Genomic DNA, 25,211 nt, shown 5'->3' on the forward strand with positions numbered 1-25,211 from the left:
GTGGTGGGCGAAGAGAGAATCGAACTCTCACTTCTTGCGAAACACGATTTTGAGTCGTGCGCGTCTACCAATTCCGCCATTCGCCCTTGGTATTCAATTAAATTATATTTAATAGTATAAGAACTAAATTTATATTAAAACCAAAAAATGTTTCAAACACTTTACAAAAAATGTTTAGAATTAGCTGCACATAAAAGTTCAAATTTTTATTTAGGGCTTGTATCTTTTATAGAAAGTTCTTTTTTTCCTATACCTCCAGATGCAATGATAATCCCAATGGTTATTGCTAAAAAAAAGGAATATTTGAAAATTTTTTTAATAGCATCAATATTTTCAGTCCTTGGTGGAATTTTTGGATATTTAATTGGGTATCTATTTTTTGATTTAGCAATGTATGTAATCGAATTTTACGGTTATCAAGATAAAGTTGAAAATTTAAAATTAAGCATGTCTCAAGGTAGTGGTTTCCTCGTATGGCTGAGTATTCTTTTTTTAGCTGGCTTTACACCATTACCTTATAAAGCCTTTACGATCTCAAGTGGCTTAATTGCTTTTAATCTTCCTATTTTTATAATTGTTAGCTTAATTTCAAGAAGCCTGAGATTTTTTATAGTTGCCTTTTTATCTTATAAATTTGGAGAATTATTTACAGAGTACATGGAAAAATATGGATCAAAATGGTTCACAATAATTGGAATTATTATAGTTATAATATTTATTATTATTTATTTATTTTTTGAAATTTAATGGTTGAGATTAACAAAACAATTACTCTAAAATTAATTTTTTTAATCAGCATTATTGCTTTATCTTCGGCATTTTTTATTGAATATGTTTTAGGTCATCAACCTTGTAACCTATGTATTTTAGAGAGAATACCATACTTAATGGCTATAATAATTATTGTACTAAATTATAAATTTATTCATCTTGAAAAATATTTTATACTTTTGCTTATCTTGGTTTTTTTAGCTGCTACAATTTTATCTTTATATCATCTAGGTATTGAGCAAGGTTTCATTGAGGAGTCGTTAGTTTGCGATTTAAAAAAAGGGTCAGATTTAATATCTAAAGAGAACATATTAAAACAATTACAAGAAAAAAATATAAGCTGCAAAGATGTGACATTTAAAATTATGGGATTATCGCTTACAAGTTATAATATTTTGATTTCTTTACTAATAACTATTAGTGGTGCAAAGATTTATTTAGATTATGAAAACAATAAGTAAAAAAAGAATAGAAGAGTTTATTAGAGTTGATCATGCTGGAGAACGTGGTGCTGTTAAAATTTATGAAGGACAGTTGCTAGCTCTAAACACATTAGTTAAAGATGAAAATTTAAAAAAAACAATTGAGGAAATGAAAATTCATGAAAAAGAACATTCTGATTATTTTGAAGAAGAAATTAAAAAAAGAAATATAAAACCAACAAAATTTTTACCCTTATGGGATTTATTAGGTGTAGGATTAGGTTTTGGTTCAACTTTGCTTGGAAAGAAAGCAGCTATGCTTTGCACTGCTTCTGTTGAAGAAGTTATAGATGAGCATTATTTAAACCAAATAAAACAACTTGATAAAAGTGAACCAAAACTTAAAAAAAAAATTATTAAATTTAGAGAAGATGAATTAAGTCATAAAGATATTGCTTATGAAAAGGGTGCAACAAAAGAAGGTCCTTACTCTATATTAGATAAAATTATTAAAACTGGATCAAAAATTGCAATAAATATTTCTGAGAAAATTTAAGACACTAGTTCTACATCCCAATATAGGTAATCCATCCAGCTTTTGTGTAAAAAATTTGGTGGAAAATGTTTGCCATTTTTATGTAGATCCTCTGTTGATGGTCGATAAGGGTGCTGATGTAATTTCATACCTGAATGTTTTAATAGTTTTCCACCCTTTTTTACATTGCATGCAGAACAGGCTGTTACAACATTATCCCAATTAGTTTCACCTCCTTTTGATCTAGGTAATAAATGATCAAAAGTTAACTCTTCATTGCTTCCGCAATATTGACAGGAAAATTTATCTCTTAAAAACACATTAAATCTAGTAAAACTTGGTTTGCTTTGAGGAACAATATAATCCTTTAATGCGATAACACTTGGTAATCTCATATTAAATGATGGACTTCTTATAGTTCTATCATAATTACTAACAATAATAACTCGATCCAGAAAAACAGATTTGACCGTATCCTGCCATGACCACAAAGATAAAGGGTAGTAACTCAGGGGTCTATAATCTGCATTGAGGACTAATGCAGGGCACTTTTCTAATGAAACATTTTGTTCAATAAAGTTATTCATTAATTTAATTTTAACTTAGTTGAAGAATTTTATCAATAATAAGAGATGTTAAATTTTTTTTAAAATAAAATTTAAAGCTGTACTTGATGCTTCAATAGGAATATGATGATCACAATTTTTTATTAATAGTGTATCAACTTTAACATTATTTCTAATTAAAAAATCTTTTGCTTCCAGTAAATGGGTAGATGGGACAATTTGATCAGCTTCACCATGTATAAGTAATGTTTCAGTTCTATTATTGATTCTATTTTTTAAATCATTTTGATTTATTATCTTTCCAGAAAAACCGACTATACATAAAAAATTTTCTCCAAATGTAAGACCAACATTTATAGACATCATGCATCCTTGGCTGAATCCTGATAAACATATTTGATTATTTGATAACTTGAACTCTTTTTTTATTTCATTAATAAATTTTTTTAATACTTCTTCAGCTTTAATTGATTGCTCTAATATGTAATTAGAATCCTCTTTTGTTAAATCAAACCATTGATAACCGGAGGGATTTATAGCACATGGCTCGTGACCATTTGGACAAATAAAGACTGTATTAGGCATATGTCTCTTCCAGTTTAAAGATAACATGCTAATATCCTTTCCATCACCTCCATAGCCATGAAGCAAAATAATTGCATTTTTAATTTCAATACCATTTTCTGGTTTAATAATTATGGATTCTAGGCAAAATGTCATAGTAGATAAATTATGTTTTTTATGTCAAAACACAATCTAAAATAAAAAAAAATGATTTCAGGAATATTAGTAAAAGTTTTATCAATAGCCCTTTTGATAGCTGTTGGAGTAGTTTTAATCTTAGGTATCGGAACTCTTTTTAAGGGAGGAGAGACAAGTAAAAAATATTCAAATAAATTAATGCAATTAAGAGTTATTTTACAGTTTATTGCTATTATTGCTTTAGTTGGCTTTGCTTATTTTTTTAAAAATTAGTTATATTTTTTTATCCAATTAATAAAATTTTTATCTTCAAAATTAATTGAACCCATAATTCTAGCAAATTCTTGGCCCTCTTTATTAATTAGAATTGTTGTAGGGACACCTCTTAAAGAAAACTTTTTTGCTAATGTTGTAGGTGGATCAAAATAAGGTTCGAAGTTTTTAATGTTAAGATTTATAAAAAATTTATTAACTTTATCTAAAGTTTCTTTTCCAATATTAATTGGAAAAATTTTTATTTTATCCAATTCTGGATTAGCTTGGAGTTTATCTAAAGATGGCATTTCTTCTTTGCAAGGTTCACACCAGACCGCCCAAAAATTCAATATCAAAAGATTACCCTTATATTCATTGATATTAATTTTTTGATCATTTTTGTCTAAAAAAATAACATTATCGTATGTTTTTGGTATTTTATGGATTACTATATTTTTAATACCAGGTAGTTCTTCAGCTACAACATTTGTTATCAAAAAAATAAATATTATTAAAAATCTCATGTTAAAAAGGTATAATTAAATATCATGGCAAAAAATAAAAACAACCAAGCAATCTGGAACACACGAATAAAAAAAAATGCATCAAGTTTGTTTCAAAAAGTGGGTAATTCAATAGATATTGATAAAAGACTTTATAAAGAAGATATCCAGGTATCAATTGCTCATGTTGAGATGCTTTTTAAACAAAAAATAATTTCATTCAAAATAAAAAATAAAATTATTTATGGACTAACAAAAATTGACAAGGAAATAACAAACAATAAATTTGAGTTTAATAAAAAATATGAAGATATTCATATGAATATCGAAAAGAGACTTTTTCAAATTATAGGTGAAGATGCTGGATACGTTCACACTGCAAGATCAAGAAATGATCAAGTAATTACTGATTTTAAAATTTGGATGAAAAAATCAACCAACGAAATAAATAATAACATTAATAAAGTTATTAAGAGTACAATTAAGTTAGCTGAAAAAAATGTGGAAACCATTATGCCTGGATTTACACATCTTAAAAATGCACAAGCTATCTCTTTTGCACATTATTTAATGTCTTATGTAGAAATGTTTAATAGAGACAAAAAGAGATTTTCTAATAATTTAGACAGTTTAAATGAAAATCCATTGGGTGTTGCGGCTTTAGCAGGAACATCATTTAATATAGATAGAAATTATACATCCAAAAAACTTGGTTTTAAAATACCTACAAATAATTCAGTTGATACAGTTTCAGATAGAGATTTTGTTTTGGATTTTTTATACGCTTCATCTGTGTGTGCTATGCATATTTCTAGAATTGCTGAGGAGTTGATTATTTGGAATTCGGATGCTTTTAACTTAATCAATTTATCTGATAAAGTTGTTACCGGATCTTCTATAATGCCACAAAAGAAGAATCCTGATCTTTTAGAGTACTTGCGTGGTAAATCAGGAAGTGCTTATGGAAATTTATTTTCGATGCTTACAATTTTAAAAGGCTTACCACTTTCTTATTTTAAAGATCTGCAAGACGATAAGGAGATTGTTTTCAAATCTTACGACAATCTAAATAATTGTTTAAAAATTTGTGATGAAATACTAAAAAATTGTAATCCAAATAAGAGTAAAATGTTAGAACTTGCTAATTCTGGATATATTACAGCCACCGATTTAGCTGACTATCTAGTAAAAAATCACTCAATGTCTTTTAGAAAAGCATACCAAAAAACTGCTGCTGTAGTTAATTTGGCTGAAAAAAGAAAAAAGAAGTTAAATGAATTAACTTTAGATGAATTAAAGAAAATTGAACCCAAACTTAAAGAAGATGTATTAAAAGTATTTAATTTAAAAAATTCAATTAATTCGAAAAAATCTTATGGTGGAACTTCTTTTGATAATATTAAAAAAATGATAATGAAATATAAAAGAGAAAAATGATTAAAAAATTTACATTAATTATATTGTTATTTTGTGCCATTATTTCTTGTGGAAAAAAAGGTGATCCTAAATACGTAGACCCAGATAAAAAAGCAGAAATAAAAAAAGTTTCAGCTAACTTAGTTTAATGAAATATATAAATAAAACCCTAACAATAGAAAAAATTAATCTCCAAAAAATTGCAAATAAATTTGGAACTCCATTTTATTCTTACTCCTATTCTAAATTAAAAGAAAATATTAATAATTTTAAAAAAAACTTCAGATCGTTTTCACCACTCATCTGCTTTGCGGTAAAATCCAACACAAATATTAATATAATTAGAGAAATTAAAAAATTTGGATTAGGTGCTGATGTTGTTTCAGTAGGAGAACTGATGATGGCACTAAAAGCAGGAATTAATCCAAGCAAAATAGTATTTTCCGGTGTTGGTAAAACAACAAGTGAAATCAGCTTTGCTATTGATAAAAAAATTTTGCTTATTAACGCTGAGTCTTTAAGTGAAATAAAAGAAATAAATCGAATAGCAAAATCAAAAAATAAAAGAATAAAAATTGGTGTGAGACTAAACCCTAACACAGATGCAAAAACATTAAGTCAAATATCCACTGGGAAAAAAGAAAATAAATTTGGTGTAAATAAAAATACTTTCTATGAAATTATAAATTATTGCAAAAATTCAAAAAATATTGATTTAAAATGTCTGAGTGTTCATATAGGCAGCCAAATTTTAGACCATAGACCTTATGAAAAAATGCTTAAAGCGGTCAGTCAAATTCTAAGTAAAACAAATCATAAATTTGAATTTATAGATTTAGGTGGAGGTATGGGCATTACTTACACTGATAAAAATAAAAAACTTAATTATAAAAAATACAATACAGCTATTCTTAAATTTTTAAAAAAACATAAAGTTAAAATTATATTTGAGCCAGGTAGATCAATTATTGGCGATACTGGGACATTAGTGTCAAAAATAATCTATATTAAAGATAGTGGAGGTAAAAAATTTATAATTTTAGATGCAGCAATGAATGATTTAATGAGACCTGCTTTGTATGGTGCATTTCATAAAACTTTACCTGTTACAAAATCTAACAAAACATCTAAAAAGCCATATGAATTTGTAGGTCCTATTTGTGAAAGTACAGATAAATTTGTTACATTAAAAAAATTTCAAGTATTGAATGAAAAAGATTTGATAGCAATATGTGATGTGGGAGCTTATGGAATGTCACTTAGCTCAAATTATAATTTAAGACCTAAACCAATAGAATTATTAATAAAGGGATCAAAAATTAAAGTAATAAGAAAAAGACAAAAGCATAAAGATATAATTTAGCTTTTGACAAAAATGATAAGAAACTTTTTATTTTCAATATTATTTTTCATAGGAATCATTATTATTTCGATAATTTTTTTACCATCATTTTTTTTACCAAAAAAAGTTGTTTTGGTAGGAGGTAAATTAATGGGCCATTGGGCTAGTTTTTGTTTAAGACTTATTCTTTCAGTAAAAATTTCAATCAAAGGAAGAGAAAATATTATTAATAATGAAAAATTTTTTATAGCAGCATCTCATCAATCAATGTTTGAAACTTTTTATTTACAAACAATCTTTAACTCACCTGTATTTATTCTAAAAAAAGAATTATTGTTAATTCCAATATTTGGTTGGTACTTAAAAAAAATAGGATCAATTTCAATAAAAAGAAACAAAGTTACGAAAGATAACTTGGGTTTTTTTAATGATATTTCAAATATGATGGCTACTTCAAATAGACCTTTGATTATTTTTCCTCAAGGAACTAGGGTTCTTCCAGATGAAAGACCAACTTTTAAAAAAGGTGCTTCGAGAATTTATGAAGAGCTAAGTATTGCTTGTCAGCCAGTTGCAATTAATTCTGGATATGTGTGGCCTAAAAAAGGTAAAAAAAAATCTAATAAAACGATTACAATCTCTATTCTAAAACCAATTCCTTCTGGCTTAACAAAGGAAAATTTTATTCAAATCCTTGAAAAAAATATTTATTCAGAGTTAGATTTAATTAATTAACCCTTCATAGGCATAACAACAAAAATACTATCAAAATCACCTGGATCTTTTATCAATGCTGGTGAACCAGTATCATTGAATAAAATTTCAACTCTATCTCCATCTAGTTGTGAAGCAACATCTATTAAATATCTAGAGTTAAAACTTATCTCTAAATCATGATCAAACTTAACACTTAAAGTTTCTTTACCATCACCACTGTTGGTATTATTTACTGAAAGATCAAGAGTGTCTTTAGATAAATTAAATTTCACACCATCTTTTTTATCTAATGAAACTGAGGCCACTCTATCAACAGAATTTAAAAATAATTTTAAGTCTATCTCTAATTTTTTTTGATTATTTTTGGGTATAACTTGAATATAATTAGGAAATTTTCCATCAATTAGTTTTGAAATTAAAATACTATTGTTTAATTCAAATTTTACTTTTGATTTTACATTTGAAACTTTTACATCTCCATCATAACTGTCTAATAAAGAACAAAGTTGAAAAATTGTTTTTTTAGGTAATATTATTGGATCAAAATCAATTTTTTCTTCTAATCTAACTTTTGAAATAGACATTCTATGACTGTCGGTTGCAACTGCAGTTAAATAATTTTTATCGTCAACCTCTGTTTGATGAAAATAAATACCACTTAGATAATGCCTTGTTTCATCATTTGAAACTGAAAATTTACACTTATTTAACAATTTCAAAAGTTGTTTCGATTTAATTATAAATTCATTTTGATTAAAATTTTCATCTGTCAGTGGAAACTCCGTTGCACTTATGCAATTCAAATTAAAAATAGATTTTTCAGACTCTACTTGTAATTTACTTATATCTGTTAAAGAAAGATTTATTTTTTTTCCTGAGTTAAACTTTCTTATAATATCATACATTATTGAGGAAGTTGTGGTTGTTTTACCCTCCTCTAAAATTTCTACATTGTTTAACTGATGTATAAATATTAAATCTAGATCAGTTGCTGTAATAGTAAGTTTTGAATTACTTACATCTAACAAAATATTAGAAAGTATTGGTAATGTGGTTCTTTTTTCAATAACACCTTGGCAATAGTTTAATGCTTGCTGAAGGTCTTGTTGGTTAACGTTAAATTTCATTTTCCTTATTATATAAAATCTGGTTTTTTAATTTATTTATATTATCAACCATGTCGGGATCTTTTTCTTTTATCCTTTCGATAGTTTTTACTGAGTGAATTATTGTTGTGTGGTCTCTATTAGAAAATTCCCTACCAATTTCAGGTAATGATTTAGAAGTCAAAATTTTAGTTAAATAAATTGCTGTTTGCCTAGGTCTTACTAAATATCTTGATCTTCTCGATGACAACATTTCATTTTTACTGATTTTGAAAAACTTACATACAATTGTCTGAATTAGATCTATTGTAACCTTATTTTCTCCTAAATTTAATAAATCCTTTAAAACCACTTTGGTTTCAGCAAGATTTGGGGCCTTCTTGTAAATTCTTGAAAATGAAACAACTCTGTTAATTGCACCAACTAGTTCCCTTACACTTCCAGTTATTTCATTACTTATAAAATCTTGAATTTCTCTAGAAACTTGTAATTGTTCGGAATATAAATTGTTCAATTCCTCTGTTTTTTTTTCAACTATTTTTTTTCTTAATTCAAGATCTGGCTTTTGAATATCAACAACTAATCCACCAGAAAATCTTGATTTAATTCTTTCTTGAATTCTTAATAATTTATTTGGTGCTCGATCAGCTGATACAATTATTTGAGATTCCTTATCAAGTAATGCGTTAAATGTATGAAAGAACTCTTCCTGCATGGCTTCTTTCCCACTTATAAACTGGATATCATCGATTAATAAAATATCTGTATTTCTAAAATATTCTTTAAACTTAACCATGTTGTTTGATTTAATTGATTTTACAAACTGATACATAAAACGTTCAGCAGAAATAAACATTACTTTATTATTTTTTTTAAGCTCTAAACCTATTGAATTTAATAGGTGAGTTTTTCCCATTCCAACACCACCATAAATATAAAGTGGATTATAATGAGATATATTTTCTGAAACTTTTAAAGAAGCTTCATAAGCTAATTTGTTACTTGAACCTGTTATAAAATTATCAAATCTTTTATTTGGATCAATTCGATTATACTGAAGATAGGAATCTTTTATAAATGAAACATTTTCATTAGTATTGCTATCTTTAATATTATTTCCTTTTAATTTGATATCCTGAGCTTTTTCAACTATTTTGAACTCAATTCTAATAATGTCTTTTTTATATACTTTAATTATTTGTAATATTTGGTCTAAATACCTTGATGTAATCCAGTCTCTAATAAATCTTGTTGGAACTGATAATAATAAGTAATTTTTGAATTCCTCTACAAAAGAAATTTTTTTTAACCAGCTCTCGTAAACTTCTAAGCCTAGTTTATTTTTCATTTCATTCTGCACTTGCTTCCACTCAAAGCCTTCAGAAGAAAAATTGTTAATATTTTTTGTATTTGTTAATTTGTTCATAACTTAAGGGGAAATCTCAGTTAGAACTATTTAAAAAAATTTGCAACAAGTTAATAAAGAAATTAAAAAAAAAATAAAATCTATGATTGTGATTTATATTTAAAAAAATGATTCTAAATTAAACTTAAATTTAAAATTATAAATTGAATCAAATATAGATTGTATCAATTAATTGATTGAACTTAAATTAAATCGAATATAGATTGAATGACCATAATCCAAATATTTACTAAATCTAAATATAGTAACTTAACACAAAACTTAGATATATAATGTGGATATCAGGAGTTGTTTAAAAAAATTTAAATTAACGTTTAGATTGCAGTAATTTTTTTTGTTATTCTAGAAACATTTCTAGAAGCATTTTGTTTTTTTATTATTCCTGTTTTTGCAATTTTCATCAACTCAGAGTTTAACTTTGGTAAAAATTTAAGAGCTTCATCTTTCTTTTTACCATCAATTAGAAGGTTCATTTTCTTAATAGCGTTTCTAAACCTGCTTTTTCTAGCTTTATTAACTGCTGTTTGTTTAGAAATTCTTCTAATTCTTTTAATTGCTGATTTTGTGTTTGCCATCTGCGCAGGGGTATAACTTGAGAATTTATAGTGGTCAACTAAATATTTAACTATTTTTGACAAGAAACACAAAAAAAAGTCGACCTATTTGAAGTTATTTTTTTTTTTATAATACCTTTGCAATTGGTGCGCTTACAATCAGCGCCCTCTTGCTGATAAACTTTAAACTCCTTTTGAAAATTACCTTTATTACCTGAAATATCTTTAAAATCTCTAATACTTGAACCACCCTTGTTAATTGCCTGTTCAAGTATTTTCTTGGAATTAAAAATAACATTTAAACATTCATTTTTATTAAGTCTTTTTGCCTTTTTAAATGGATTTATTTTACTAGCGAAAAGAATTTCACTTGCATAAATATTACCTATCCCAGAAACAAATTTCTGGTCAAGTAAAAAACTTTTTATATCCTTATTTTTATTCCTAAAATAATTAACTACATAATTTAGGTTAAATTTATCACTAAAGGGCTCGGGTCCCATTGATTTAAATCTTTGCTGTAAATCTTGATGATTTTTAATTATTTCAAAAAATCCAAAACGTCTTGGATCATTATAAATTACTTTCAAGTGATCGAATACAAACTCTGCATGATTATGTTTTTCAGGTAAAAAAGGTGAATGATAAAAACTAGTGTTTGTAAATTTTAGTGGATTTTTCTTATCAAGAATATGGATTGTTCCTGACATTCCTAAATGAATTAAAAAATAGTCCTCATTTTGAAAATGAATAATTAAATATTTAGAAAATCTACTAACTTTAATTATCTTTTTATTTTTTATAAAATTTTCGAAATCACCTGGTATTTTAAACCTTAAATTCCTGTTTCTAATTACTACTTTTTTTATAGTTTTTTTTTTGATCTTTTTATGAAGGGATTGTCTAACAATTTCTACTTCTGGTAATTCTGGCATTTAATACTATATTCAATATATATTTTTTTATGCAACAAAATCTTCAAAATAAAAAAGGCCTTGTAGAAAATGTGTTTAATCAGGTCTACAACAAATATGACTTGATGAATGACTTTATGTCTATGGGTGTACATAGATATTGGAAAAAAAGTTTAATCAATATGATGAATCCGAGAGTTAATAGAAAATTAATAGATGTTGCGTGTGGGACAGGGGATATTGGAAAATTATTTTTAAATACTACGAGTAAAGAGGCTGAAATTACTTGTGTAGATCCTAATAAAGGAATGGTTAGTCAAGGAAAGCAAAAATTATCTAATTACAAAAATGTAAAATGGGTTATTTCTCCAGGAGAAAAATTACCAATAACAGATAATTCATTTGATTATTACACTATTAGCTTTGGGCTAAGAAATACAAAAAATTTGAATAAAGCACTTTCAGAGGCTTATAGAGTTTTAAAACCTGGTGGACGCTATCTATGTCTGGAATTTTCTAAGATTCAAAATTCAAATCTTGATTTTATATATAAAAATTATTCAAAACTCATTCCTATTATTGGTCAGTTTGTAGTTGGAGAAAAAGAACCCTACGAATATTTAATAAAAAGTATTGAACAATTTATTAATCAAGATGAATTAATAGAGTTGATGGAAAAAAATAATTTTCTTAAATGTTCTTATAGAAATCTTTCTGGTGGTATTGTTTCAATTCATAGTGGTTGGAAAATTTAATGATTAAAAAACTTATTACTTTATTTAAATTAGGAAGAAAAATTGCAAAATCAGATATTTTAAAAATTGCATCAAAATTTAAAAAACCTCCTTTAGCTGTAACAATATTATTCCAAATTTTGTCTATTTCATTTGAAAAAGAGGAACAAAATAATTTGATTGAGGATGATAGCGAAAGACTATCTAGATCATTAGAATCTATGGGCACAACTTTCATCAAACTTGGTCAATTTCTTGCTACTAGACCAGATATAATCGGAGAAGAATTATCTTTAAAGCTAGAAAAACTTCAAGATCGATTACCCCCTTTTTCAACTCATAAAGCAAAAGAAATTATTAAAGAAGATCTTGGAGTTGATGCATTTAATTCAATAATTGATTTAAGTGAACCAGTTGCTGCTGCATCGATTGCACAAGTTCATAAAGCAAAAATAAATGACAATGGTACAATTAAAGATGTAGCAATAAAAATATTAAGACCAAATATAAAAAAAATATTCAATGAAGAAATAGATGCAATGATGTTATTTGCATTTATTGTTGAGTCATTTGTAAAAAAAACAAAAAGATTAAAACTTGTTGAAGTTGTTTTTTTACTTAAAGAAATAACTAATCTTGAAATGGATTTAAGATTCGAGGCTGCTGCAGCAAATGAATATGCAGAAAATACTAAAAATGATGCTGGGTTTAAAGTTCCTGAGATTTATTGGAATTTTACTAGTGAAAATATAATGACTTTAGATTGGATAGATGGAATTTCAATAAGGGAAGCTGAGGAGTTAAAGAAAAGAAATTTAGATACTAATAAAATAGCAGAAGATATTATCCAACATTTTTTAAGACATGCTGTAAGAGATGGTTTTTTTCATGCAGACATGCATCAAGGAAATATTTTTGTTGATAATAGTGGCCAAATTGTACCTATAGATTTTGGGATTATGGGTAGATTAGATAAACTTAGCAAAAGGTTTTTAGCAGAAATTTTATTTGGATTTATTCAAAGAGATTATCGAAAAGTAGCTGAAGTTCATTTAGTGGCTGGATTAGTTCCTAAAGAAGTACCAATTGATGATCTGGCTCAAGCTTTGAGATCAATTGGCGAGCCTATATTTGGTCAAGAAGTGAAAGATATTTCAGGAGGTAAATTACTCAAACAATTATTTGATGTTACAGAAAAGTTTAATATGCAAACTCAACCTCAATTATTAATGTTGCAAAAAACTATGGTTGTTGTTGAAGGTGTAGCAAGAAAGTTAAATCCAAACACAAATATTTGGACAACTTCAAAGCCTGTACTAGAAAATTGGCTTAAAGAAACCAAAGATCCAATTAATAATTTAAATGAAACTTTAAAAAATACATCTGAAGTGATTAAACGTTTACCAGAATTTCCTGAGATTATGGATAAAGCAAATCAAGCATTAACGTTTTTAGCTAGTGGTCAAATTCCACAAAATTCAAATTCTTACACCGCTCTGAATGATAAGAAATCAGAAATGATAGCATTTAGAAATCAATCTATTATTGGTTTATTACTTCTTGTAATTTTTGGCCTTATAGTATTTTAATTCTGCAGATGAAAAATTTGTTAAATAAAAAAATACTATTTATTATCTGTGGAGGAATATCTGCTTATAAAAGTCTTGAAACAATTAGGCTTTTTAAAAAAAGTGGTGCAGAAATAAAGACAATTCTTACAACAAGTGCAAAAGAGTTTGTAACTCCACTTTCAATAACATCACTTTCTCAAGGTAAAGTTTATAGTGATTTATTTAGTGTAGAAAATGAAGCTGAAATGGATCATATTTCACTTTCAAGATGGGCAGATATAATTGTAATTGCACCTGCAACGGCAAATACAATTTCGAAACTGGCTCATGGAACAACTGATGATTTAGCATCCACTGTTGTTTTAGCATCAGATAAAGATATTATTTTAGCACCAGCAATGAATGTAAGAATGTGGGAGCATTCAACTACTAAAACAAATATAAAAAATTTAAAAGGGTTTGGATATAAACTAATAGGTCCAGAGGTAGGTGATATGGCATGTGGTGAATATGGAGAGGGTAAAATGTCAGACCCATCAGTAATTGCTGAAGAAGTTGATAAATATTTCTTAACTCAAAAAAATAACAAAAAATTAAAAGCATTAGTTACAGCAGGTCCAACTAATGAGTACATAGATCCGGTTCGTTTTATTACAAATAAATCAAGTGGCAAACAAGGATATGAATTAGCAAAATCATTATCCAAAAAAGGTTTTGATACAACATTAATATCAGGTCCAACTAATCTTGAAATAACTAAAGATATTAATCTTATAAAAGTTGAAACAGCAGATGAAATGTTAGTTGCTACTCAAGAAAATTTACCTGTTGATGTAGCAATTTTTTCTGCTGCGGTAGCTGATTTTAAAATTAACAAAAAGTATGAAAATAAAATTAAAAAACAAGAGAACTTAAACTTAAATTTAGAAAAGAATGTAGACATACTTCATTATGTGTCTAACCATAACTCTATGAGACCTGAACTTGTCATTGGATTTGCAGCAGAAACTAATGAGATTGATAAAAACGCAGAAGAAAAATTAAATAATAAAAGTTGTGACTGGATAATTTCTAATGATGTATCGAATAAAGATATAGGATTTAATTCTGATTATAATGAAGTAACAATTCATTATAAAAACAAAGACGTTAAAAAAGAAAAACTTTCGTACAAAAAAAAATCTGGAATTTCTGATGAAATAGTTGATAGAATAATTGATCAATTAAATTAATGGCAAAAGTTCTTATCAAAAAGTTAGACCCTGCGGTTGAATTACCCGCTTACAAAACAGAAGGTGCATCAGGTATGGATTTGATGGCATTAGTAAAAGAACCTATTAATCTTAAACCAAACTCATCATGCTTAGTTCCAACGGGGCTTGCTGTTGCATTTTCAAGTGAATTCGAAATCCAAATAAGACCAAGATCTGGTTTAGCTGCAAAAAACAACATTAGTGTTTTAAATACACCTGGAACTATTGATAGTGATTACAGAGGAGAAATAAAAGTAATCCTTTTTAATCACGGAAAAAGTGATTTTTTAATAAATAATAAAGATAGAATAGCACAAATGATTTTAACTCCTGTAATTAAAATGGAACTTGAGGAAACTGATGATCTACCAGAAACAATTAGAGGAGAGGGTGGTTTTGGCTCTACTGGAAAATGAGCAAAAATTTAAGCAAAAAAGAAATAGATAAATTTTCTAGACAAATAATTTTAAAAAACATAGGTCCATTAGGACAAAAAAAAATCCTAGACTCGAAGGTTTTAATAATTGGAATGGGTGGTCTAGGATGTCCAGCGGCTGATTTTTTAACCCGATCTGGCATTGGGAAACTAGGAATCGTTGATCATGACATCGTTAGCCTATCAAATATTCACAGACAAAGTTTATATGATGAAAAAGATTTAAATCACTCAAAAGTTATAATTGCCAAAAAAAAACTAAATAGAATAAATCCAAAAACAAAAATAAATCTTTACGACTTTAAAATGGATAGAGTAAAGTTTGAAAAAATAATAAAAAATTATGACTTCATTATTGATGGTACTGACAATTTTGAAAGTAAATTTTTAATTAATGATTTAAGTTTAAAATATAAAAAATATCTTGTGACTGGAGCAATTAGTAAATTTGATGGTCATATTTTTACTTTTGATTTTGTAGATAAAAATACTCCTTCTTTACGAGACTTCTATCAAGAAGAAATTATTACTGATGAAATATTAAACTGTGAATATGAAGGAATATTGGGACCAGTAGCAGGAACAATTGGGACGATGCTAGCTAATGAAGTTTTAAAAAAAATATTAAAAGTTGGCCAAAATTTAAATGGATTTATTCTTATTATAGATTTATTAAATTTAAGTTTTAGAAAAGTTAAATTAAATAAAACAAAAAAAAGTGAAAATAAAAAATTTAATAAATAATATTTTTATATTCTCTCTTTTAATATTCCTTATTACCTCAAGTAATGCAGGAGAAATATTCGTTTCTCTTAAAAAAGATAAGGTGAACGTCCGCTATGGACCAAGTTTTGAATCTGATATTAAATACGTTTATAAAAAAATAAATCTTCCATTAAAACAAATCGATAAAAAAGAGAATTTCAGGCGAATAATAGATTTAAAAAATAACAGTGGGTGGATTCATATCTCTCAATTAAAAAAAAGTAATTCTGTAATAGCTACGAAGGATAAAATTTTATTTAAAAAACCTACATCTTTTGCTAAACCAATTGCTAAAATTAAAGAGGGAAGATTATTAATTGTAGAAAAATGTGAACAAAATTGGTGTAAAATTATATCAGAAAAATTTGAAGGTTGGATTAAAACAGATAATATTTGGGGACTAAATTAACTAAAATCAGCAGATAAAGAGGCTATATTTTCTTTAGATAATTTTGTGCTATGAGAATACTCTTTATGATCAATTCCAATCTCAATTTCTAAGCTACTAGATTGAAATTTTTCTATTTGATCATCAGTAAAATTAAAATGAATAAACTGTACTGATGAAGCTTTTCCTTCAGAAGAAGTTCTATCAACATCTTCTTCGGGAACCGCTTTAATTTTCTCACCATTTATTTTCATAAATACTTTTTCTTCTATTCCACCAACTTTTCCAAGAAACGCAGCCCTTGATATAGGATTATCTATTTCAAACATTAAAGTTGCTGTTAGTTCTTTGCCGTTAGGTATTAAAGGATTGTACGCAGATAACTCATCCTGAAGTTGCTCATCACCACCTTTTTCAATATATAGCATTTCTTGTACTTGAGCTAACATTGTTTCATAACTTTCAAAATAAAAAGTAGCATAAGGCCCTAAAGCAACTCTTCTATTTTTTTTATAATCAACAATACTTTTTCTTAATTCACGTCTCTTTTCTATATAAACATCTAAAGGCATGATGTCTTCTTTTTGAATTTCTCTTTTACCTCTAGGCATGATTATAAGTTATAACTTTTTGCCATCAATTCGATAGGGTGTAGTGCCTCATCATTAGATATATTTGTATCAACTTCTAACTGTTTTAAATGTTTTCCAGCTAAAGGACAATCAGAAGCCATGTACTTATTATTTTTAGTTTTTATTTGTCTAGCCGTAGGTCTTCCAACTTTATTTGCTAAATCATGAGTTTCTTTCATTACTCCAAAAGTTCCTCCATGACCTGCACATCTTTCAACTACATCAATTTTAACGTTTGGTATCAATTTTAACATATCTCTTGCTTTGATACCCATATTTTGTGCTCTAGCATGACAAGCATGATGCACAGTTACTCCTCCATCAATCTCTCTTAATCCTTCTGCTAATCCCTCATTGTTTGCTATATCCACAACATACTCATCAATATCAATAACATTTGATGATAATTTATTTATTTTTTTATCGTTTGGTAATAACAAAGGCCATTCGAATTTTAACATCAATCCACAACTAGCTGTTAAGGTTACTACTTTATATCCTTTATCTATCCATTCAATTAAATCCTTAGAAACTTTTTTCGCTTGTTCAACAACTTTTGGCAGATCTGCTTGCTCTAAAAATGGCATCCCACAACAACCAGGATAAGCTTCTTGAACCTCTACACCATTTTTTTTCAAAACTTTTAAAGCAGCAACACCAGTATTTTTTTTATTAAAATTTACAAAACAAGTTGAATAAATAACTACTTTTCTATCTTTAGAAGGTATTTGGTAATTTATCTTATCTTTATTTTTTTTAAAAAAATTTGAAAATGTCTCTGAGTTATATTTTGGTAACTGAACTCTTTTATCTATTCCAGTAATAAATTCTAAGATTTTTCTAATTAATTTATTTTTAATATTTGAAGCCCAGTTAACTATTCTAGAGAACATTACACCAATTTTAGCGTTTCGGTCTATTTGGGCTAATTGTGTTGGTACACTTGGTAATTTACCTAATTTTTTTTGAGCCGTTCTATATCGCAGCATTAAATGTGGAAAATCTAAATCAAAATCATGAGGTGGAACATATGGGCATTTAGTCATAAAACACATATCACATAAAGTACATGCATCAACAACAGGGGCAAATTGATCGCTAGATAAGCTTTCAACATCCTCATTTTTAGATTCATCTATCATATCAAATAGCTTTGGAAATGAATCGCAAAGATTAAAACATCTTCTACATCCATGACAAATATCAAACACTCTTCTCATTTCAGCATCTAATTTTTCAGGATTTAAAAAATCAGGATGCTCAAAATCTATAGGATGTCTTATAGGTGCACCTAAACTTCCCTCTTTGCTCATATAATTAAGTTTTTTGAAATTCGAATTGTTATTAGTGGGCGACTAACGCCCACTAAGAAATTTGATTAGCTAATAGACTCTAAAGTTTTTTGAAATTTACCAGCGTGTGATTTTTCAGCTTTAGCTAAAGTTTCAAACCAGTCGGCAATTTCTTCAAAGCCTTCTTCTCTAGCTGTTTTAGCCATACCAGGGTACATATCAGTATACTCATGAGTTTCGCCTTGTACTGCCGAAGCTAAATTTGCTTTTGTTTCACCAATTGGCATTCCAGTTCCTGGATCTCCAACTTCTTCTAGATACTCCAAATGACCATGTGCATGACCAGTTTCACCTTCAGCTGTTGATCTAAAAACCGCAGCTACATCATTGTAACCTTCTATGTCAGCTTTTTGTGCAAAATAAAGATATCTTCTGTTTGCTTGACTTTCGCCAGCAAACGCTTCTTTTAAATTTTCTTCTGTTTTACTTCCTTTTAAAGACATTTTTTCTCCTTTTTAATGATTAACAAATCATATAATGCATATTGACAGTATGTCAATAGTTTAGAATTATTATAATGTAGATTTTAAGTGTATGATTTAATTAAATTATTTTTGAGTTTGATTATCACTCGCAACTCTAACCAACACTTCAACAGAATTTATTTTTTTTCCTGTAATATTTTTTCTAATATTTATTTTGTCTATATCGTTCTCATCACAATCAATTAGCTCATGCGTATCTTCATCAAAAAAATGATGGTGTGCTGATGTGTTTGTATCAAAATAACTTTTGTGACTATCGATTGAAATTTCTTTTAAATATCCTTTTTTTTCAAATGCATGAACTGTGTTATAAACTGTCGCAAGAGATATCTTTTCATTCATTTTTTCAGATATCATTTTAACAAGATCGTTAATTGTGAAATGGAAAGTTTTTTCTCTATTATACAAAACTTCACACATTTTTATTCTTTGCTTGGTTGGTCTAAGCCCAACTTCTCTTAATTTTTCAATAAAATTGCAGTTTTTTGGCATTGTTTTTTATAATTATTCTAAAGTATGAATAAAAATATATTGTTTTATTATATTATATTAGGATTAAATCAAGTATTAAGGGTGCTCGAATATGAAAAAAAACTCATACTCCTATGATGATCTAATAACTTGTGGGAATGGTGATCTTTTCGGTCCTGGTAATGCAAAATTACCACTCCCACCAATGCTTATGTTTGACAGAATAACGGAAATCAATGAAAATAATGGAGAGTTTAATAAAGGCTCTTTAAAAGCTGAATTAGATATTAAAGATGATCTTTGGTTTTTTGATTGTCATTTTAAAAAAGATCCAGTTATGCCAGGGTGCCTAGGTTTAGATGCTATGTGGCAACTAGTAGGTTTTTTTCTAGGTTGGCTAGGAAATCCTGGAAAAGGAAGAGCTCTAGGAGTGGGGACTGTGAAATTTACAGGCGAAGTATTACAGAATGTAAAAAATGTAAGATATGAAATAGATATGAAAAAAATTATGTCTCCTGGAGGAACAACTGTTGGGCTTGCAAATGGAATTGTTCTTGCAGATAATAAAAAAATATATTCAGCAGAAAGTTTAAAAGTAGGGTTGTTTAAATAATGAGAAGAGTAGTTATTACAGGTTTAGGAATTGTTTCCTGTTTAGGAAATAATCAAGAAGAAGTTCATCAATCTTTATTAAATTCAAAATCAGGAATTTCTTATGCTGAAGATTATAAAGAGCATAACCTGAAAAGCCATGTTCATGGTAAACCAAATATTAAACTTGAGGATCATATAGATAGAAAAACAATTAGATTTATGGGATCGGGCTCAGCTTACAATTATATTGCAATGAAAGAAGCTATTGAAGACTCTGGATTAGAAGAAAGTGAAGTAAGTAATTTTAAAACTGGAATTGTGATGGGATCAGGGGGACCTTCTATAGAAAATGTAATTTTAGCTGCAGATAAAACTAGAGCGAAGACACCAAAATTAATGGGACCTTTTATTGTTCCGAGAACTATGGCCAGTACTGCTTCTGCAACACTTGCTGTACCATTTAAAATTAAAGGAACTAACTACACAATGAGTTCTGCATGTGCAACTAGTGGACATTGCATAGGAAATTCTATGGAATTAATTCAAATGGGTAAACAGGATGTTGTTTTTGCAGGTGGTAGTGAAGAAATTCATTGGGCAATGACTGCAATGTTTGATGCTATGACAGCTTTATCATCAAAATATAATGACACTCCACAATCTGCGTCTAGAGCTTATGATAAAACTAGAGATGGGTTTGTAATTGCAGGTGGTGCAGGCGTATTAGTACTTGAAGAATACGAACATGCTAAAGCAAGAGGGGCTAAAATATACGCAGAATTAACTGGTTATGGAGCAACCTCAGATGGATACGATATGGTGGCGCCATCAGGTGAAGGTGCTGTTAGATGTATGAAAATGGCAATGGCAACTGCTAAAAATAAAATTGATTACATTAATACTCACGGAACATCCACTCCTGTTGGAGATATAACTGAACTTAATGCTATAAAAGAAACTTTTGGAGAGGACATTCCAAAAATAAGTTCAACAAAATCTTTATCAGGTCATCCTTTAGGGGCAGCTTCAGTGCATGAAGCAATTTATTGTTTAATAATGATGAAGAATAATTTCATTACTAGTTCTGCAAATATTACTGACATGGATGATGATGCTAAAAAATTTCCTATAGTTTCAAAAACTGAAACGGGAGCAACTTTAAATACAGTAATGTCAAATAGCTTTGGTTTTGGTGGAACTAATGCAGCATTAATTTTTGAAAAATTTTAATTTATGAGTTTAATGAAAGGTAAAAAAGGATTAATCATGGGTGTCGCTAATGAGAGATCTATTGCCTGGGGTATATCTCAAAAACTTTCTGAAGCAGGAGCTGAACTAGCATTTACTTATTTGGGTGACGCTCTAAAAAAAAGAGTAGTTCCTTTAGCAGAAAAATTAAATTCAAACGTTACATTTAGTTGTGATGTTGAAAAAAAAGAAGAAGTTGTAAAATTATTTAAAGATATAAAATCTAAATGGGGTGAAATTGATTTTGTAGTTCATGCAGTTGCTTTCTCTGATAAATCAGAGTTATCAGGTGAATATTTAAATACGACTAGAGAAAACTTTTTAAGAAGTATGTTAATCTCATGCTTTTCATTTACTGAAGTAGCAAAAGAAGCTTCAAATGTAATGAAACAAGGTGGAAGTTTGTTAACTTTAACTTACGAGTCTACCAAAGCAATTCCAAATTATAACGTAATGGGTGTTTGTAAATCAGCTCTTGAGGCAAGTGTAAAGTATTTAGCAAGAGACTTAGGAGCCAAAGGTATGAGAGTAAATGCTATAAGTGCTGGACCTATCAAGACATTGGCTGCCTCTGCAATTGGAGACGCAAAATTCTTATATAAATGGAATGAAGACCATTCTTTCCTTAAGAGAAATGTAGATATCCATGATGTTGGAAATTCAGCGTTATATCTATTAAGTGACCTTGCAAATGGTGTTACTGGTGAAATTCACTATGTAGATGCTGGGTATAACAAAGTTGGAATGCCAGATCCTAAAAATATCTCTTAAAAATACAGTTAAATTTAGTTAAAATTTTTTTGAATTAGCTTAAAAATACAATATCTAAATGTTATGTTAAAAGTCGGTTTTTATCTACGAGAATTAAACTTCAGAGGAATAGCGAATTCTATTTTCATTTATGCAAAAAATAATCAAACTATATTAAAAAATAAATCAATTATATTTTATAACTCAACTACCCTGGATAATAAACCAGAGGCGATAAAGGAATTTAAAAAAAAATTTAAAACAATTAAAGTATCTGGTCTTGCTGAGTTAGAAAAAATAAATAAAAATTTAAAATTAGATTATATCTATTTTCAAAGAGGTGGTGCTAAAGATGAAATGATAAATAATTCTAAAAACATTATTCACGCTGTATTTCCTCAAAATCCATTTCAATATCATGGATCAAACTATGCCTTCATATCAAAATGGTTATCTAAAACTTGCACAAATAATAAGTTTCCATTTGCTCCCTTACCGGTTCAACTATTAAATAATAATCAAAATTTAAGAAATAAATTTAAGATACCTGAGAATGCAAAGGTATTTGGTTATCACGGAGGAGAAACAAGTTTTGATCTAATTTTTGTAAGAGACACTATAAAAAAAGTAGTTAAACAAAACAGAAATATTTATTTTTTATTTATGAATGTTAGAAAATTTTTTAATCACAAAAAAGTTATATTTATTAAGGGTACATTTAATCAAACCCAAAAAGTTAGATTTATAAATACTTGTGATGCGATGTTACATGCAAGATCTTTGGGAGAAAGTTTTGGCTTATCTTGTGCTGAATTTGCTATAAAAAATAAACCCATTCTAACTTATGGTTATTGTAGACAAAGAGCACATTTTGAAATTTGTAAAAATAATATTATTCCATACTACTCATATAAAGATTTAAGTACAAAAATAATAAATTTTAACAAAAATAAAAAATATAATTCTGGTAATCTTAAAAATGAATTATCAGAGAAAAAAACAATTAAAATTTTTAAAAAAATTCTTCTAAGTAAAAAACAACAAAAAGGATCCTTAAATATAATTGATTTTATAATTGTCACCTTTTTCTTTTTACAAAGAAACTACTTTTATATTAGAAATAAAGTTTATATAAATTTTTACAAAATTTTTTACTAAATCCCCCATAACTTTTGTTAAAGGGGTTAGATTTCATATTTACATTGTCACTCAGAAGCTTGTTTTATAGAAAGTTTAACTTTACCTCTATCGAAACCAATCACTTTAACTTTTACTTCGTCTCCTTCTTTAACAACGTCAGTAACTTTAGCTACTCTTTTATCTGCTAGCTCTGAAATATGAACAAGCCCATCTTGTTTTCCTAAGAAATTAACAAATGCACCAAACTCCATAATCTTCATTACTTTACCCGAATAAATTTTATTTAATTCAGCTTTTGCAGTGATGTCTTTAATCATTTGCATTGCAATGTTTCTAGATTCTTCATCTGGGGCAGCAACTGTCACTACACCTTCATCATTAACATCAACCTTAGCACCTGACTTTTCAACTATCTCTCTGATTGTTGCACCCCCTTTTCCAATGACAGCAGCAATGTCTTTTTTGTCAACATTAACTTGTTCCATTTTTGGAGTGTGTTTTCCAACATCAGATCTTGAAGCAGACAATGCTTTGTTCATTTCTCCTAAGATGTGAATTCTACCATCTTTAGCTTGACTCAATGCCTGCTCCATAATTTCAAAAGTAATACCTGTAATTTTAATATCCATTTGAAGAGATGTAATTCCATCTTTAGTTCCAGCAACTTTAAAGTCCATGTCACCAAGATGATCTTCATCACCTAAAATATCTGATAGTACACTAAAATCATCACCTTCTTTAATTAATCCCATTGCAATACCAGCAACTGGCTCTTTTATTGGTACTCCAGCATCCATTAATGCTAATGATGTTCCACAGACAGTAGCCATTGAAGAAGAGCCATTAGACTCTGTAATCTCTGAAACTACTCTAAAAGTGTATGGAAATGCTTCTTTTGTAGGTAATGAAGAATTAATTGCTCTCCATGCTAATTTACCATGACCAATTTCTCTTCTACCTGTTCCAATTCTTCCAGTTTCTCCAACTGAAAAAGGAGGAAAATTATAGTGAAGCATGAATCGCTCTCTTTGTAATCCATCTAGACTTTCAATTCTTTGTTCGTCATCAGATGTTCCTAAAGTTGCTACAACAATTGCTTGGGTTTCTCCTCTAGTAAATAATGCAGAACCGTGTGTTCTTGGTAAAACACCCACTTCACATTCGATTGGTCTTACATCTGATAAACCCCTACCATCGATTCTATTTTTATTTTTTAGAATGTCTGTTCTAACAATTGATTTTTCAAGATTTTTTAACTGACTGTTAACATCAAGATCTGTATAGTTTTCATCTTCCTCATAAAGCTTTTTAGCTTTATCAGTAATCTCTGAAATCTGATTTGATCTATCTTGTTTATCTCTTGTTGCAAAAGCTTTCTTAAGATCTTCCGTAAAAGTTTCCTCAAGTTTTTTCTTAACTTCAGATACATCTTTTTTCTCAACCGTCCATTCAGGTTTTCTACATTCTTTTGCAAGTTCCTCTATCATCTCAATTACTGGAACAAAACCCTCATGACCAAATTTAACTGCGTTTAACATTTCTTCTTCCGTTAAACCACGTGCTTCAGACTCAACCATAAGCACAGCATCTTTTGTACCTGCTACTACTAAATCTAATTTTGATTTTTCCAATTCTGCTTTGGATGGGTTTAAAACATATTTTCCATCTACAAATCCAACTCTTGAAGCACCTATAGGGCCCATAAATGGCATTCCTGATATAGCTAAAGCTGCTGAAGATGCGGTGATTGATAAAATATCTGGCTCATTTTCTTTATCATATGAAATTACTGTTGGTAATAACTGTACTTCATTTTTAAATTCGTCTGGAAACAAAGGCCTGATTGGTCTATCAATTAATCTAGAGATTAATGTTTCGCTCTCAGTTGGTCTTGCTTCTCTTTTAAAATATCCACCTGGAATTTTTCCAGCTGCATAATATTTTTCTTGGTAATTCACAGATAAAGGAAAGTAATCCATATCTGGATTTACCTTTTTTGCTCCTACTACTGTTGCTAGTACGACTGTCTCTCCACATGTTGCGATTATTGCACCGTCTGCCTGTCTTGCTACTTTACCTGTTTCTAAACTTATCTTCTTTCCCGCTACTTCAATTTCCTTCTTGTATATTTTAAACATTTCATTTCCATTTCGTTTCGTTCTT

Annotated in this window: 30 protein-coding genes and 1 tRNA gene; 18 read left to right on the forward strand and 13 right to left on the reverse strand. The window is 28.3% G+C overall.

The window, feature by feature from the left end:
• Position 1 precedes the first annotated feature (1 nt).
• A tRNA-Leu gene (locus tag ACTT9L_RS05360) sits at positions 2–86 on the reverse strand.
• 61 nt (positions 87–147) lie between these two features.
• On the opposite strand from ACTT9L_RS05360, the gene ACTT9L_RS05365 reads away from it, so the two are divergent.
• The 3 genes from ACTT9L_RS05365 to ACTT9L_RS05375 are packed head-to-tail and all read left to right on the forward strand — an operon-like array spanning position 148 to position 1,749.
• Positions 148–747 carry a YqaA family protein gene (locus ACTT9L_RS05365; protein ID WP_440928286.1) on the forward strand — a complete coding sequence of 200 codons (600 nt, stop codon included), beginning with the start codon at positions 148–150 and terminating at the stop codon, positions 745–747.
• The gene (locus tag ACTT9L_RS05370) at positions 747–1,232 is read left to right on the forward strand and encodes a disulfide bond formation protein B (RefSeq protein WP_440928287.1); all 486 of its coding nucleotides are present in this window, start codon (positions 747–749) and stop codon (positions 1,230–1,232) included. The genes ACTT9L_RS05365 and ACTT9L_RS05370 overlap by 1 nt, the downstream gene beginning before the upstream one ends.
• Entirely contained in the window at positions 1,216–1,749 is a 534-nt protein-coding gene (locus tag ACTT9L_RS05375; RefSeq protein ID WP_440928288.1) for a demethoxyubiquinone hydroxylase family protein, read from the forward strand. Before ACTT9L_RS05370 ends, ACTT9L_RS05375 begins: the two co-directional genes overlap by 17 nt.
• Here the strand turns inward: ACTT9L_RS05375 and ACTT9L_RS05380 are convergent.
• Both ACTT9L_RS05380 and ACTT9L_RS05385 read right to left on the reverse strand, forming a co-directional pair.
• Positions 1,746–2,315 (reverse strand): HNH endonuclease, encoded by a 570-nt coding sequence (locus tag ACTT9L_RS05380; protein ID WP_440928289.1) that lies wholly within the window; start codon positions 2,313–2,315, stop codon positions 1,746–1,748. The two genes, ACTT9L_RS05375 and ACTT9L_RS05380, sit on opposite strands and share 4 nt — an antisense overlap.
• Before the next feature lie 48 nt (positions 2,316–2,363).
• A complete protein-coding gene (locus ACTT9L_RS05385; protein WP_440928290.1) occupies positions 2,364–3,014 on the reverse strand; it encodes an alpha/beta hydrolase in 651 nt (216 codons plus the stop codon).
• Positions 3,015–3,065: 51 nt separating this feature from the next.
• Here ACTT9L_RS05385 and ACTT9L_RS05390 point away from each other — a divergent pair, with 51 nt between their 5' ends.
• Positions 3,066–3,269: a twin transmembrane helix small protein gene (locus ACTT9L_RS05390; protein WP_271559654.1), complete on the forward strand. Its 204-nt coding sequence runs from the start codon at positions 3,066–3,068 to the stop codon at positions 3,267–3,269.
• On the opposite strand, the gene ACTT9L_RS05395 is transcribed toward ACTT9L_RS05390, so the two are convergent.
• Positions 3,266–3,775, reverse strand: a complete 510-nt coding sequence (locus tag ACTT9L_RS05395) for a TlpA family protein disulfide reductase (RefSeq protein ID WP_440928291.1) — start codon at positions 3,773–3,775, stop codon at positions 3,266–3,268. The two genes, ACTT9L_RS05390 and ACTT9L_RS05395, sit on opposite strands and share 4 nt — an antisense overlap.
• A gap of 24 nt (positions 3,776–3,799) precedes the next feature.
• Between ACTT9L_RS05395 and argH the strand changes: the two genes are divergently transcribed.
• The 4 genes from argH to ACTT9L_RS05415 are packed head-to-tail and all read left to right on the forward strand — an operon-like array spanning position 3,800 to position 7,247.
• The gene (argH, locus tag ACTT9L_RS05400; RefSeq protein ID WP_440928292.1) at positions 3,800–5,191 is read left to right on the forward strand and encodes an argininosuccinate lyase; all 1,392 of its coding nucleotides are present in this window, start codon (positions 3,800–3,802) and stop codon (positions 5,189–5,191) included.
• A complete protein-coding gene (locus ACTT9L_RS05405; protein WP_440928293.1) occupies positions 5,188–5,319 on the forward strand; it encodes a hypothetical protein in 132 nt (43 codons plus the stop codon). The genes argH and ACTT9L_RS05405 overlap by 4 nt, the downstream gene beginning before the upstream one ends.
• A complete protein-coding gene (lysA, locus tag ACTT9L_RS05410) occupies positions 5,319–6,533 on the forward strand; it encodes a diaminopimelate decarboxylase (protein ID WP_440928294.1) in 1,215 nt (404 codons plus the stop codon). Before ACTT9L_RS05405 ends, lysA begins: the two co-directional genes overlap by 1 nt.
• A gap of 12 nt (positions 6,534–6,545) precedes the next feature.
• Complete coding sequence (locus ACTT9L_RS05415; protein WP_440928295.1) at positions 6,546–7,247, forward strand: lysophospholipid acyltransferase family protein; 702 nt, start codon at positions 6,546–6,548, stop codon at positions 7,245–7,247.
• On the opposite strand, the gene dnaN is transcribed toward ACTT9L_RS05415, so the two are convergent.
• From dnaN to mutM, 4 genes are all read right to left on the reverse strand, one after another.
• Positions 7,244–8,356: a DNA polymerase III subunit beta gene (dnaN, locus tag ACTT9L_RS05420; RefSeq protein ID WP_440928296.1), complete on the reverse strand. Its 1,113-nt coding sequence runs from the start codon at positions 8,354–8,356 to the stop codon at positions 7,244–7,246. The two genes, ACTT9L_RS05415 and dnaN, sit on opposite strands and share 4 nt — an antisense overlap.
• Entirely contained in the window at positions 8,346–9,761 is a 1,416-nt protein-coding gene (gene dnaA / locus ACTT9L_RS05425) for a chromosomal replication initiator protein DnaA (protein WP_440928297.1), read from the reverse strand. Before dnaA ends, dnaN begins: the two co-directional genes overlap by 11 nt.
• Before the next feature lie 314 nt (positions 9,762–10,075).
• The gene (rpsT, locus tag ACTT9L_RS05430; RefSeq protein ID WP_440928298.1) at positions 10,076–10,336 is read right to left on the reverse strand and encodes a 30S ribosomal protein S20; all 261 of its coding nucleotides are present in this window, start codon (positions 10,334–10,336) and stop codon (positions 10,076–10,078) included.
• Between the two features lie 50 nt (positions 10,337–10,386).
• The gene (gene mutM / locus ACTT9L_RS05435; RefSeq protein ID WP_440928299.1) at positions 10,387–11,250 is read right to left on the reverse strand and encodes a bifunctional DNA-formamidopyrimidine glycosylase/DNA-(apurinic or apyrimidinic site) lyase; all 864 of its coding nucleotides are present in this window, start codon (positions 11,248–11,250) and stop codon (positions 10,387–10,389) included.
• Between the two features lie 29 nt (positions 11,251–11,279).
• Between mutM and ACTT9L_RS05440 the strand changes: the two genes are divergently transcribed.
• From ACTT9L_RS05440 to ACTT9L_RS05465, 6 genes are read left to right on the forward strand one after another with little or no spacing between them, the layout of a single operon-like run.
• Positions 11,280–11,984 carry a class I SAM-dependent methyltransferase gene (locus ACTT9L_RS05440; protein WP_440928300.1) on the forward strand — a complete coding sequence of 235 codons (705 nt, stop codon included), beginning with the start codon at positions 11,280–11,282 and terminating at the stop codon, positions 11,982–11,984.
• Positions 11,984–13,552, forward strand: coding sequence for a 2-polyprenylphenol 6-hydroxylase (gene ubiB, locus ACTT9L_RS05445; protein WP_440928301.1), 1,569 nt, complete (start codon positions 11,984–11,986; stop codon positions 13,550–13,552). Before ACTT9L_RS05440 ends, ubiB begins: the two co-directional genes overlap by 1 nt.
• Before the next feature lie 8 nt (positions 13,553–13,560).
• Positions 13,561–14,766 carry a bifunctional phosphopantothenoylcysteine decarboxylase/phosphopantothenate--cysteine ligase CoaBC gene (gene coaBC, locus ACTT9L_RS05450; protein WP_440928302.1) on the forward strand — a complete coding sequence of 402 codons (1,206 nt, stop codon included), beginning with the start codon at positions 13,561–13,563 and terminating at the stop codon, positions 14,764–14,766.
• On the forward strand, positions 14,766–15,203 hold the full coding sequence (dut, locus tag ACTT9L_RS05455; RefSeq protein WP_440928303.1) for a dUTP diphosphatase: 438 nt from the start codon (positions 14,766–14,768) through the stop codon (positions 15,201–15,203). Before coaBC ends, dut begins: the two co-directional genes overlap by 1 nt.
• Entirely contained in the window at positions 15,200–15,967 is a 768-nt protein-coding gene (locus ACTT9L_RS05460) for a HesA/MoeB/ThiF family protein (RefSeq protein ID WP_440928304.1), read from the forward strand. Before dut ends, ACTT9L_RS05460 begins: the two co-directional genes overlap by 4 nt.
• Positions 15,942–16,397: an SH3 domain-containing protein gene (locus ACTT9L_RS05465; RefSeq protein ID WP_440928305.1), complete on the forward strand. Its 456-nt coding sequence runs from the start codon at positions 15,942–15,944 to the stop codon at positions 16,395–16,397. The genes ACTT9L_RS05460 and ACTT9L_RS05465 overlap by 26 nt, the downstream gene beginning before the upstream one ends.
• Here the strand turns inward: ACTT9L_RS05465 and ACTT9L_RS05470 are convergent.
• The 4 genes from ACTT9L_RS05470 to ACTT9L_RS05485 all read right to left on the reverse strand — a co-directional run bounded on the left by ACTT9L_RS05470 (position 16,394) and on the right by ACTT9L_RS05485 (position 19,337).
• Positions 16,394–16,987 carry a DUF3501 family protein gene (locus ACTT9L_RS05470; protein WP_440928306.1) on the reverse strand — a complete coding sequence of 198 codons (594 nt, stop codon included), beginning with the start codon at positions 16,985–16,987 and terminating at the stop codon, positions 16,394–16,396. The genes ACTT9L_RS05465 and ACTT9L_RS05470 overlap by 4 nt on opposite strands.
• Before the next feature lie 2 nt (positions 16,988–16,989).
• On the reverse strand, positions 16,990–18,321 hold the full coding sequence (locus ACTT9L_RS05475; RefSeq protein WP_440928307.1) for a (Fe-S)-binding protein: 1,332 nt from the start codon (positions 18,319–18,321) through the stop codon (positions 16,990–16,992).
• 65 nt (positions 18,322–18,386) lie between these two features.
• Positions 18,387–18,803 (reverse strand): rubrerythrin family protein, encoded by a 417-nt coding sequence (locus ACTT9L_RS05480; protein WP_075485664.1) that lies wholly within the window; start codon positions 18,801–18,803, stop codon positions 18,387–18,389.
• 105 nt (positions 18,804–18,908) lie between these two features.
• The gene (locus tag ACTT9L_RS05485; protein ID WP_440928308.1) at positions 18,909–19,337 is read right to left on the reverse strand and encodes a Fur family transcriptional regulator; all 429 of its coding nucleotides are present in this window, start codon (positions 19,335–19,337) and stop codon (positions 18,909–18,911) included.
• Positions 19,338–19,428: 91 nt separating this feature from the next.
• Here ACTT9L_RS05485 and fabA point away from each other — a divergent pair, with 91 nt between their 5' ends.
• From fabA to ACTT9L_RS05505, 4 genes are all read left to right on the forward strand, one after another.
• Complete coding sequence (gene fabA, locus ACTT9L_RS05490) at positions 19,429–19,929, forward strand: bifunctional 3-hydroxydecanoyl-ACP dehydratase/trans-2-decenoyl-ACP isomerase (protein ID WP_440928309.1); 501 nt, start codon at positions 19,429–19,431, stop codon at positions 19,927–19,929.
• Positions 19,929–21,140, forward strand: coding sequence for a beta-ketoacyl-ACP synthase I (gene fabB / locus ACTT9L_RS05495; protein WP_440928310.1), 1,212 nt, complete (start codon positions 19,929–19,931; stop codon positions 21,138–21,140). Before fabA ends, fabB begins: the two co-directional genes overlap by 1 nt.
• A 3-nt stretch (positions 21,141–21,143) precedes the next feature.
• A complete protein-coding gene (locus ACTT9L_RS05500) occupies positions 21,144–21,929 on the forward strand; it encodes an enoyl-ACP reductase FabI (protein ID WP_440928311.1) in 786 nt (261 codons plus the stop codon).
• 63 nt (positions 21,930–21,992) lie between these two features.
• Complete coding sequence (locus ACTT9L_RS05505) at positions 21,993–23,066, forward strand: hypothetical protein (protein WP_440928312.1); 1,074 nt, start codon at positions 21,993–21,995, stop codon at positions 23,064–23,066.
• Between the two features lie 47 nt (positions 23,067–23,113).
• Here the strand turns inward: ACTT9L_RS05505 and pnp are convergent, their stop codons facing one another.
• The gene (gene pnp / locus ACTT9L_RS05510; protein WP_440928313.1) at positions 23,114–25,186 is read right to left on the reverse strand and encodes a polyribonucleotide nucleotidyltransferase; all 2,073 of its coding nucleotides are present in this window, start codon (positions 25,184–25,186) and stop codon (positions 23,114–23,116) included.
• Positions 25,187–25,211 lie beyond the last annotated feature (25 nt).

It is taken from the genome of Candidatus Pelagibacter sp. (genome assembly GCF_052049675.1).
Classification (GTDB): Bacteria; Pseudomonadota; Alphaproteobacteria; order Pelagibacterales; family Pelagibacteraceae; genus Pelagibacter.